9 protein-coding genes are annotated in these 11,319 nt (G+C 66.6%); 5 read left to right on the top strand and 4 right to left on the bottom strand.

Going from position 1 to position 11,319, the window contains the following annotated elements; translation table 11 throughout:
• Window positions 1-195: 195 nt before the first annotated feature.
• Window positions 196-789 carry a TetR/AcrR family transcriptional regulator gene (locus tag AB0H56_RS29740; RefSeq protein WP_357169407.1) on the top strand — a complete coding sequence of 198 codons (594 nt, stop codon included), beginning with the start codon at window positions 196-198 and terminating at the stop codon, window positions 787-789.
• A 61-nt stretch (window positions 790-850) separates the two neighbouring features.
• Here AB0H56_RS29740 and AB0H56_RS29735 read toward each other — a convergent pair whose 3' ends face one another.
• The 4 genes from AB0H56_RS29735 to AB0H56_RS29720 all read right to left on the bottom strand — a co-directional run bounded on the left by AB0H56_RS29735 (window position 851) and on the right by AB0H56_RS29720 (window position 5,115).
• Complete coding sequence (locus AB0H56_RS29735) at window positions 851-1,630, bottom strand: enoyl-CoA hydratase-related protein (protein WP_357169404.1); 780 nt, start codon at window positions 1,628-1,630, stop codon at window positions 851-853.
• Between the two features lie 209 nt (window positions 1,631-1,839).
• A complete protein-coding gene (locus AB0H56_RS29730) occupies window positions 1,840-2,418 on the bottom strand; it encodes a TetR/AcrR family transcriptional regulator (protein WP_357169401.1) in 579 nt (192 codons plus the stop codon).
• Window positions 2,419-2,569: 151 nt separating this feature from the next.
• Window positions 2,570-3,991 (bottom strand): aldehyde dehydrogenase family protein, encoded by a 1,422-nt coding sequence (locus AB0H56_RS29725; protein WP_357169398.1) that lies wholly within the window; start codon window positions 3,989-3,991, stop codon window positions 2,570-2,572.
• On the bottom strand, window positions 3,988-5,115 hold the full coding sequence (locus AB0H56_RS29720; RefSeq protein WP_357169395.1) for an NDMA-dependent alcohol dehydrogenase: 1,128 nt from the start codon (window positions 5,113-5,115) through the stop codon (window positions 3,988-3,990). The genes AB0H56_RS29725 and AB0H56_RS29720 overlap by 4 nt, the downstream gene beginning before the upstream one ends.
• A gap of 114 nt (window positions 5,116-5,229) precedes the next feature.
• Between AB0H56_RS29720 and AB0H56_RS29715 the strand changes: the two genes are divergently transcribed.
• From AB0H56_RS29715 to AB0H56_RS29700, 4 genes are all read left to right on the top strand, one after another.
• A complete protein-coding gene (locus AB0H56_RS29715) occupies window positions 5,230-6,672 on the top strand; it encodes an MFS transporter (RefSeq protein ID WP_357169392.1) in 1,443 nt (480 codons plus the stop codon).
• Between the two features lie 111 nt (window positions 6,673-6,783).
• Window positions 6,784-8,310, top strand: a complete 1,527-nt coding sequence (locus AB0H56_RS29710) for an AMP-binding protein (RefSeq protein ID WP_357169389.1) — start codon at window positions 6,784-6,786, stop codon at window positions 8,308-8,310.
• Window positions 8,307-9,728, top strand: a complete 1,422-nt coding sequence (locus AB0H56_RS29705; protein ID WP_357169386.1) for an FAD-linked oxidase C-terminal domain-containing protein — start codon at window positions 8,307-8,309, stop codon at window positions 9,726-9,728. The genes AB0H56_RS29710 and AB0H56_RS29705 overlap by 4 nt, the downstream gene beginning before the upstream one ends.
• On the top strand, window positions 9,725-11,281 hold the full coding sequence (locus tag AB0H56_RS29700; RefSeq protein WP_357169383.1) for an acetolactate synthase large subunit: 1,557 nt from the start codon (window positions 9,725-9,727) through the stop codon (window positions 11,279-11,281). The genes AB0H56_RS29705 and AB0H56_RS29700 overlap by 4 nt, the downstream gene beginning before the upstream one ends.
• Window positions 11,282-11,319: the final 38 nt, after the last annotated feature.

Here is an 11,319-nt window from a genome sequence, read left to right as displayed (position 1 = left end):
CGGCCTATCGGGGATCGGGCGGCGGCGACGATCACGGCTTCCGGCATTGGAAACTCCTTTGGTAACTAAGCGCTTGCTTAGGTGTATGGTGCAGGTGGCGCCGATCACCGTCAATAGCAATGCGGAATTTTGTTAGCCACGTCACTCCAGAGGGCACCAGTGCGACACCTACGAGGCGTAGATAATGGCGATCCCATGACCGAAACAACCGGACCCCGCGGCGACTCGACCCGCGCCCGCCTCCTGGAAGCCGCCATCGAGGCGTTTGCCGAGAAGGGCTTCAACGGGACGACGACGCGTGATATCGCCGGGGCCGCCGGCATGAGCCCGGCCGCGGTCTACGTGCATCACAAGTCCAAAGAAGAACTGCTCTATCTGATCTCGCGTTCGGGCCACGACGAGACACTCGAACTGATCTTGAACGCAGCCGCGTCTTCCGACGATCCGGCGATAGCGCTGCGCACTGTTGTCCACGATTTCGCCGTGCACCACGCGCGCGGGCACACGGGCGCCCGAATCGTGAACTACGAACTGAACTCGCTGAGCCCTGAACACCGCACCGAGATCCGCGGCATCCGCCAAAGGATCGATCAGACCATGCGCGAGCTGGTCGAGTGCGGCATCCAGGCAGGCGCTTTCGACATCCAGGACGCGCGGATCGCGGCTACCGCTCTGCTCTCGCTCGGTATCGATATCGCGCGCTGGTATCGCGACGAGGGCGACTGGTCGCCCGAAGACATCGCCACTGCCTACGCGGAAATGGCGTTGCGAATCGTCGGCGCTACCTGACCCCCGCCCACCGGGCGTCCATCCGACAGCCGCGACTGACCTTCTGGCTCCGCGGGTGTGGCTATTGCCGGACGAATTTCGCCTCACGCTTTTCCAGGAAAGCCGCCATGCCTTCCTTCTGGTCGGCGGTCGCGAATCGCGCCGTGAACAACGCGCGTTCGTACCGAATGCCCTCTGCCAACGACGACTCGAACGCGCGATTCACTGCGTCTTTCGTGGCGATTGCGGCAGGGCGCGACATCTTGGCGATCAGTTCGGCGGTCGACAGGGCATCCTCGATCAGGCTCGCAGCGGGCACGATCCGAGCGATGAGACCCGCTCGCTCGGCTTCCTCGACGCCCATCCTACGGCCGGTCAAACACAATTCCATCGCCTTGGCCTTACCCACGGCCCTGGTCAGTCGCTGGGTGCCACCGATACCGGGAAGGATGCCCAGCGTGATCTCGGGCTGGCCGAATTCGGCGGTCTCCGAGGCGAGGATGAAGTCGCACAGCATCGCCAGCTCGCACCCACCGCCGAGCGCATATCCCGACACTGCGGCAATCAACGGCGTACGCACAGCGGCCAGGCGGTCCCAATCCTCGTACAGCGGCGCCCCATCGAGTTCACCGAAGGCCCATGGCGACATCTCGGCGATATCCGCTCCCGCAGCGAACGCACGCTCGGAACCGGTGATCACGACCGCACCGATTGCCCGGTCGCGATCGAAAGCCAGCGCTGCCGCGAGAACTTCCCTCTCGACGGTTCGATTCAGCGCGTTGAGTCTCTCGGGCCGGCGCAAAGTGATCAGCCCGACACCCGGCCGGGCTTCATCGACAAGGATCGTCTCGTACATCTTCATGATCAGCCTTTCAGATAGCCCAGTGTGCGACTGGCAGGAGGATTCAGCGGCGCACCTGTGCACCGATACCCGCCAGAGCGCACTCCCGACAAAGAAGTGAAAACTCAGCGATTGCTCAACAGCGTTGTTGTGCATCCCCCGCGCTACCGTCGGCCGGTCAGCAATCCTGGCGGCCGAAGAGCTCGCGGCGGCCTGCCCGGAGTAGGCGTTTACATAGCGTCGGCGGCGGCTGCCCCCGCCTGCACCGGGGCGATCAGCTCGATAGCTGCATCGACGAGCTCGTCGGCGCGGGCGGGGGTGAACCGCTCCGGCTCGAACGGGTACATCATGGTCCAGCCGTCACCCATGGCGGCGAGCTGGTCACCGAGCAGCTCGGCGGGGATGTCGTCGCGGATGGTGCCGCGCACTTGCGCGTCCTTGATGATCGACGCGTGCACGTCGCGATATCGCGCGTAGCGGTCCCTGATCAGGGCGGCGAGGGCGGGTTCGGTGCGCGCGTGCACGAGCACCTCCGACATCACCGGCCAATGCTGCGAGTCGCTGGTGGTCATGGCCAGCCAGCGCCGGATCAGCGCCGGGATATCGGTCTGCTCCCGCGCTTGCTCCAGCATCGCGTCATAGCGGTCGAAGCGGCTCTCGACCAGCGCAGTGATCAACTCGGCCTTGTTCGCAAAGTAGTAGGTCACCGCGCCGGTCGTATAGCCCGCACGCTGTGCCACTTTGCGTAGCGAGGCGTTGGCGTAGCCCTCCTCCGCGATCACTGCGGTGGCCGCTTGCAGCAGCTCCACCCGCTTGGCCTCGTGATTTCCGGTGGGGCGGCCACGCCGGGCAGTGTGATCGGACTGAGTCACCATGGCACAGATTCTGTCACAGAATTAACATCACAACCGTTGTGCAGCACCGAGGTGGACACGACAGCGTGAGCCCGGCCGCCCGTCGCTAGCGGAAGACCGCTTTGATCTCGAGAAATTCCTCGAAGCCGAAGGTACCGGCTTCCCGACCGATACCGGACTGCTTGTAACCGCCGAACGGAGCGCTGATGTCGAACTCGCCGCCGTTGACCTCGACCTGCCCGGTCCGGATTCGCCGCGCGACGCGCAACGCCCGCTCGGTGTCGCCCGACCACACTCCCCCCGCCAGGCCGTAGTCGGAGTTGTTCGCGATCCGTACCGCGTCCTCCTCGTCGCGGTAACCCATGATCGACAGTACCGGTCCGAAGATCTCCTCGCGCGCGATGGTCATGTCCTCAGTGACATCGGCAAACACGGTCGCACCGACGAAATAGCCCGTCACTTCGGCGGTTTCGCGGCCATCGAGCACCAGGGTCGCGCCTTCGGCGACGCCGCCGTCGATGTATGCGCGCACGCGCGCGCGCTGGTTGGCGTTTGCCAGCGGTCCGAGCACCGTGGTCTCGACACCCGGGTCTCCGACTTGGTACTCGGCGGCCACCTTCGCCGCGATGTGCGCAGCATCGGCCATCCGGTTCTGGGGTACCAGCATCCTGGTCAGCGCCGAGCAGGTCTGGCCGGAGTTCAGGAAACACTTGCCGACGCCGTCGGTGACCGCCTGCTCCAGATCAGCGTCGTCAAGGATGACGTTGGCGGACTTGCCACCCAACTCCAGCGCCACCTTCTTGACCGTCTCTGCAGCCACCCGCGCGACCCGCTTGCCCGCCTGGGTCGAGCCAGTGAAGGTCACCATGTCGATATCGGGGTGCGCGGCGATCGCCTCACCGACCACAGGCCCGTATCCGCTGACAAGGTTGAGCACGCCGGCGGGCAGACCGATCTCGTCGAAGATCCCGACCAGCTCGTAGGTGATCAGCGGCGCCACCTCAGTGGGCTTGAGCACAACCGTGCAACCAGCGGCGAGCGCGGCGCCGATCTTGAGCACTACCTGGTGTAGGGGATAGTTCCACGGCGTGATCGCACCGACCACCCCGATCGGCTCGCGCACGATCAGGGTGTCGCCGGCGACTTGCGAGTCGAAGGCATAGGTACGCGCCAATTCGGCGAAGACGGCGAGGTTGGCTGCGGGCATATCGATCTGTATCGGCCCGGAGAAGGCCACCGGCATGCCCATGTCCCGGGTGACGAGCGCGGTGAGCTCGGCCGCTCGCGCCGTGACTGCCTCGTGGGCGCGCTGCAGATATTCGGCGCGCTCGGCACCGCTTCGCGCGGACCAAGCTGGGAACGCCGCGCGGGCGGCCCGCACCGCGCAATCCACATCGTCGGCGGTCCCCTCGGCGACCGCCGCGATGGGCGCTTCGGTGGCGGGGTCGACGACCTCGATACGTCCGGCGCCGATGGAGTCAACCCAGGCGCCGTCGAGGTAGATCTTGGTGTAGTCGATGTCGGTCATCGGTCGGCCTCCGTGTACTTGATGACCCCGCGCAGATTCTTGCCGTCGAGCATGTCCTGATAACCCTGGTTGATGTCTTCGAGCCGATAGGTGTTGGTGATCAGGCCGTCGAGTTCGAGCTTGCCCGCCTGGTACATCGACAGCAGCGACGGGATCTCCGTGCGCGGGTTGGCTCCGCCGAAAACCGCGCCCTGCAGCCGCTGCTGCAGCAGTGCCAGCATGCCGAGGTTGAGCTTGACGTCATTGGCCTCGAGGTTGCCCATACCGACCACCACGCAGGTGCCCGCCTTCGCCGTCAGTGCGATCGCGGGTTCGATATGTTCTCCCTGGACTCGCCCGATCGTGATGACGACCTTCTCGGCCATCTTGCCCCAGGTCAGCTCGGTCACCGGCTCGAGCGCCTCCTCCATCGAGGCGAAGGTGTGGGTGGCACCGAATCGCTTGGCTTGATCGCGGTGGTAGGGCACGGGGTCGATCGCGATGATGTTTTTCGCTCCGGCGGCGGCTGCGGCTTGCACCGAGTTGATTCCGACACCACCGACGCCGACCACGACTACGTTCTCCCCAGGCCGAGCCTTCGCAACGTTGGTGACCGAGCCCCAGCCGGTGGTCACTCCGCAGCCGACCAGGGCGGCCACATCGAGCGGAATGTGGTCTTCGATCTTGACCACCGAGTGCTGATGCACGGTGACGTACGGCGAGAACGTGCCGAGCAGGCACATCGGGATCACGTCTTTGTTGCGGGCCCGGACCCGGGTCGTACCGTCGCTGATCGATTTGCCGGTAAGCAGGTCGATGCCCAGGTCGCACAGGTTCTGGTGACCACTGGAACATGGTCCACACTGCCCACAGGCCGGGATGAACGAGAGCACCACATGGTCGCCCTCCTGCAGGCCCTTGACGCCCGGCCCGACCTTGCTGATCACCCCCGCGCCTTCATGGCCGCCGAGCACCGGGAACGGGTCGACCGGACTGTCGCCGGTGACGAGGTGGTAGTCGGAGTGACAGAGCCCCGACGCGGCCAGTTGCACCTGGACTTCGCCGTCACGAGGGTCGTCGACCTCGATCTCCTCCACCGACCACGGCTCGTTCACGCCCCAGAGAATCGCGCCTTTGGTTTTCATCGCTTGCCTTCCATAAACGCCGGGTACAGGCCGGTTCGCCCGCTCGGTCCCGTCGGCTGTCGTGTCCAGAATTTACATCACACCTGTTGTGCAAAAGACAGCTTAGCTCTTACAGTGACCCCCGTCACGCAAATCTGCTTCGTGGATAAGGCAACCCCGATGACCCTGCTCGATACCGAGGCCGGACCCGCCTCCGAAAAGAACCCGGCGGAGATCCCCGCCCGCCTCGACCGCCTGCCGGTGCTGGCACCCCACATCCTGTGGATCACCATCCTCACCGCAAACCTGGCACTGCAGTACTACGACAACGCCCTGTTCGCCTACGTCATCCCGGCGATCGTGGAAAATGCCGGCCTGACCCTCGGCCAAGTCGGCATGGTCAGCACGGCATTTTTCCTCGGCATGGTGATCGGTGGGCTATTCGGCGGCCGCCTGGCCGACCGATTCGGTAGGCGCTCGATCCTCGTCTGGGGCACGGTGCTCTACTCACTCGGTGCGATCGCCACCGGCCTGGCGCCGAACTTCGAGACAATGCTCATCGCCCGGGTCGTCACCGGCGTCGGCGTACAGGCGGCGACCTCGGCCCTGCTGGTGTACATCGCCGAGATGTTCCCGGCCAAGACCCGCGGCCGCTTCGTCTCCATCGTCACCTCGGCGTTCGTGATCGTCTCCCCGATCGTCGCGCTCCTCGCCCTCGTCACCGTCCCCAACGGCGGCCCCGACACTTGGCGGCACCTGTTCATCGTCGGCGGCGTCGGCCTGCTGGTCGCGCCCCTGGCACGGTTCCTGATGCCGGAATCGGTGCGCTGGCACATCTCGCGCGACGCGGTTGAGAAGGCCGAGCAGATAGTCGACAGACTCGAGACCCGAGCACTGCGGCGCGGCTCACTGGCCGAGCCGCAGCCCGCGACAGCGAGCCCGCCGCAGTTGTCGCTGCGCAAACTGCTGAGCAACAAGCGCATCATCCGAACTGTCGCCGTGCTCTCGGTCGGCTACTTCGGCGCCACCTTCGGCCTGTTCCTGTACCAGAACTGGGCGATGTACATCCTGGTCGATGGCCTGGCATTCCCTGAGACCGACGCGTACAGGATCCAGCTCATCTGGAACGTCGTTTACTTCGTCACTCCGTTCGTCGCACTGTTGGTGATGGATCGGGTCGAACGCAAGATGCTCATCCTGGTCTCATCGATCCTGTCCGCGGTGCCGCTGGTCGCCCTCGGCCTGGCCACGAGCAGCTGGCTGGTGACGGCGGCGGGCGGCGCAGCAGGCGTGATCACTGGGCTGGTGGTCACCGCCTACTTCGCCTATATCCCGGAGACGATTCCCACCGAGGCCCGCGGGCTGGGCAGCGGGATCATTATCAGCGTCGGCAATGCCGGTGGCGCGCTGTCGGGTGTGCTCGGCGCATCGCTTTATGGCACGTGGGGCGGGACGGGCGTGATGATCACGGCGGCGGCGGCCTTCGTCGTCTTCTCGATCGCCATCCTGCTCTTTGGCCCCCGCACGACGAATCGCTCGCTCGAGGGCGTCTCCGCGGAGGAATTGAATGCGCCATAACCGCACGTACATATTTTCATCACATCTGTTGTGTTAATTATGACACGCTGGTTACAGTGACCCCCGGCACATCAGCTGCGCCCTATCGCCTGTTCCGAAAGGCAACCACCCATGTCCAATCTGATCGACCCGATCGTCCAGCACGCCGACACGCATCCTGAGCGCGTGGCGATCCACACGACGGCCGGACCCTGGTCCTATGCCGAACTGCTCGCGCGCAGCCTGCACTATGCCGGGCTGCTCACGGCGCGCGGAGTCGGCGCGGGTCACCGCGTGCTGCTCGCCGCGCCCTCCTGCCCCGAATTCGTGGTGGCCTACATGGGAATTCAGGCCATCGGCGCGACCGTGGTGCCCATCAATACCATGTCGACCGAGCCCGAGTCCGCCTATTACCTCAGCGATGCGGGCGCCTCGCTCGCGATCAGCTGGCACGAGCTCGGGCCTGCGGTGTCACGCGCCGCCGACGCCGCGGGCATCGTCCACCTCACCTTGACCACCGGCGCGGATACCGACACCACTCCCCTAGCCCGGGTCGTCGACCGCGACCAGGCCGAGACCGCGGCGATCCTCTACACCTCAGGCACCACCGGACGACCCAAGGGCGCCGAACTCAGCGTCGCCAACCTCCTTGCCGCGGGCGAGATCGGCTGTGCCGTAGCCGGCACCTCGAGCGAGGACCGCACCGGCACCGCGCTGCCGCTGTTCCATGTCTTCGGGCAGGCCGCGGTCATGATGGCGACCTTCACCAGCGGCGGATCGCTGTCGCTGCTGCCGAAGTTCACCCCGCAGGGACTGATCGACCTGCTACGCCGCGACAAACTGACCGTGATGTGCGGTGTGCCGACGATGTGGAACGCCATGCTGCACACCGCCGGCGATGCCGACAGCGCCGACTTCGCGACCCTGCGAGTCGCCGTCTCCGGCGGCGCCTCCCTCCCCGGCGAAGTGGCTCGAGCCTTCGAAGAGAAGTTCGGCTGCACGATTCTCGAGGGCTACGGGCTCACCGAGACCACCGCCTTCGGCGCGTTCAACGACATCGAGCGGGGCGGCAAGATCGGGTCGGTCGGCCGGGCGGTGCCCCGGCTAGAGATGCAGATTCGCACCGCGGACGGCGCCGTGTGCCAGGCGGGTGAGATCGGCGAGATCTTCGTCCGCGGCGACACCGTCTTCAAGGGGTACCGCAACCGCCCCGACGCGACGGCTGCCTCGCTCACCCCCGACGGCTGGTTCCGCACCGGCGACCTCGGCGAGTTCGATGCCGAGCACGACCTGCGCATCGTCGACCGTCTCAAGGACATGATCATTCGCGGCGGGTACAACGTCTACCCGAGCGAAGTCGAAGAAGTGCTCTACGAGCACCCCGATGTAGTCGAGGCCGCAGTGGTCGGGGTGCCGGACCAGTACTACGGCGAAGAGGTGGCGGCGGTGATCACGCCGCGAGCCGGGTCACAGCTCACCGCTGCCGATGTCGATACCTGGACGCGGGAACGGTTGTCCGCATACAAGATTCCGCGCATCATCCAGTTCGTCGACCAGCTCCCGAAAGGCTCGACCGGAAAGATCCTCAAGCGCGATATCGACCGGGACTCACTCCGCAGCGCTGCGCCGTCACGTGACACCGAGGCGGCGCGGCCATGAGTGCGGCTTCCCTCGCGGGCGCAGTGCCCGATCAGCGCGTACTCGAACAGTTCGCGGCCGTGGTCGGATCGGCGCACGTGGTCACCGGAGACCAGGTCGGGCCCGACTACCACCATGACGAGGCGCTTGTCGGTACGCCAGTGGCGCCACGCTTTCTCGCCTGCCCGGCCACGGCCGAGGAGACCGCTGAACTTCTCGCTGTCGCCGCGGCGGCACGGGTTCCGGTGACGGCGCGGGGTGCGGGCACCGGCCTGTCCGGCGCCTGCCGACCCATCGAAGACGGCCTGGTCATCTCGTTCGAACGCATGGCGGCCGTTCTCGATATCGACGTCGACAATCAGGTCGCCGTGGTGCAGCCGGGTGTCACGCTCGCCGAGCTCGATGCGGCGACGAGCCCGCACGGCCTGATGTACAGCGTGTTCCCCGGCGAACTGTCCGCGAGCATCGGCGGAAACGTCGGGACCAACGCCGGCGGCATGCGCGCGGTGCGCTATGGCGTCACCCGGCACAATGTGCTCGGCCTGCAGGCCGCGCTGCCGTCGGGGGAACTCGTGCGGACCGGCGGCAAGCTCACCAAGATGTCCACCGGCTACGACCTGACACAGCTGATCATCGGTTCCGAGGGCACGCTCGCCCTGGCTACCGAGATCACCGTCCGGCTCTATCCACGGCCGGCGCACAGCGCGACGCTGATGGCGGCCTTCGCCGATCTCACCACGGTCATGCGGGCTGTCCCGGAGGTGCTGCGCACCGGGGTGGCGCCGACCATCCTCGAATACCTCGACACCGTCACGCTGGAAGCACTCAGCCGAGCCCAAGAGCTCGAGCTCGGCATGGATCCCGGGGTCCGCGCCGCGGCGCAGGCCTACTTGGTGATCGGCCTGGACAATCGCGAGCGCGACCCTCTCGACGCCGACATCGGTGTGCTCGGCGAGTTGCTCGAAACTCTCGGCACGCTGGATACCTATGTGCTGGAAGGAAATTCGGCCCGACTACTGATCGAGGCCAGGGAGAAGGCGTTCTGGTCGGCCAAAGCGTCCGGAGCCGACGAGATTCTCGACGTGGTGGTACCGCGGGCGGCGATGTCCGAGTTCTTCGACCGCGCCACCACGCTGGCCCGCGCCGTCGACGCGCATCTCATCGGCTGCGGCCATGCGGGCGACGGCAACGTGCACATGGCCGTGTACTGCCGCGACGAAATCATCCGCGAATCGCTGCTGCACCGCGTCTTCGCGCTCGCGATCGAATTGGGCGGCGCGATCTCCGGCGAGCACGGCCTCGGGCGGATCAAGACCGCCCATTTCACGGCCCTGGCCGACCCGGTCGCCCTCGCCCTGATGCACGGGATCAAGCAGACGTTCGATCCGGCCGGAATCCTCAATCCCGGCGTCATTCTCGATGGAAAGGTGGCCCCATGACCAACGGTGCGCAAGCGCTGATCGCGACGCTCGCCGAGGCGGGGGTCGAGGTGTGCTTCGGCAACCCCGGGACCTCGGAGATGCATTTCGTGGCCGCGCTGGACTCGGTGCCGCGGATGCGCGGGGTGCTGTGTCTGTTCGAGGGAGTGGTCACCGGCGCGGCCGACGGGTACGCCCGCATCGCGGGAAAACCGGCCGTCACCCTGCTCCATCTCGGCCCAGGGCTGGCCAACGGGCTGGCGAACCTGCACAACGCCCGGCGCGCGCACATGCCGATCGTCAATGTGGTCGGCGAACACGCCGGTAACCACAAACAGTACGACGCGCCATTGGATTCCGAGATCGAGGCGCTGACCGGGTGGAGTCACAGCTGGACGCGACTGGGCAGCTCCCCCGCCCAGATCGGGCGTGACGCCGCCGAGGCCGTCGCCGCGGCGCAGGCGACCCCGCCGCGCATCGCCACCCTGGTGCTGCCCGCCGATGTCTCCTGGGGAGAAGGCGGAATCGAGGCGGCTCCGGTCGAACCGGTTCCGGCGGCCGCCCCCGACTCCGCGACCGTCGCCGGGATCGCCAAGATCCTGCGCAGCGGCGAACAGTCCGTGTTGCTGATCGGTGGGCCTGCCGCCACCGAGCGCGGTCTCGTCGCCGCCGACCGGATCGCCGCCGCCACCGGCGCGCGACTGCTCATGGAGACCCATCCCGCGCGGCTCACCCGTGGCGCCGGTGTACCGGCGATCGACCGGCTCGGCTACCTGGCCGAACAGGCGACCGGCCAGCTCGCCGGCGCCGAGCATGTCATCGTGGCGGGCACCCGCTCGCCGGTGTCGTTCTTCGCCTACCCGGACAAGCCGAGCGATCTGATTCCCGCGGGCGCGCAGGTCCACCGGCTCGTCGAACCGGAAGCCGATGTCATCGCCGCACTGGAGGCCCTCGCCGCCGAGGTCGCGGCCGATACCGAAGCGCGCGGCGCCGCCGCATCGCTGCCCGAAATACCTTCCGGCCCACTGGATGTGCGCAATTGGGTGCAGGTGATCGGTGCGCTCCTGCCGGAGAACGCGATCATCTCCGACGAATCGAATACCTCGGGCGTCTTCCTCGGCGCGGCCACCGCGGGTTCGCCCCGCCACGATGTCCTCTCCCTCACCGGCGGCGCCATCGGACAGGGCCTGCCGGTCGCGGTCGGGGCGGCTGTCGCGGCCCCCGACCGGCCGGTGATCGCCCTGCAGAGCGACGGCAGCGCCGCCTACACCATCTCGGCGCTGTGGACGATGGCCCGCGAGAACCTGAACATCACCACCGTGCTCATCAACAACCGCGCCTACGCGATCCTGCGGATGGAGCTGGGCCGGGTCGGGGCCACCGAGATCGGCCCGAAGGCAGGCAATCTGCTCGACCTGTCGCATCCCGATATGGATTTCGCCGAGATCGCCCGCGGATTCGGCGTTTCCGCGACAGTCGCCACCACCTGTGAGGAACTGGCCGAGCAGTTCCGGGCCGCGCTCGCCGAGCCGGGCCCGCACCTCATCGACGCCAGAATCCCTTCCGTGTTCTGAGCTGGCTCCGAACAAACTGCCCTGCACCACAATTGGTG

This window comes from Nocardia sp. NPDC050717, from assembly GCF_040654275.1.
Lineage (GTDB): Bacteria > Actinomycetota > Actinomycetes > Mycobacteriales > Mycobacteriaceae > Nocardia.
This window is presented reverse-complemented; position numbering and strand designations above follow the sequence as displayed.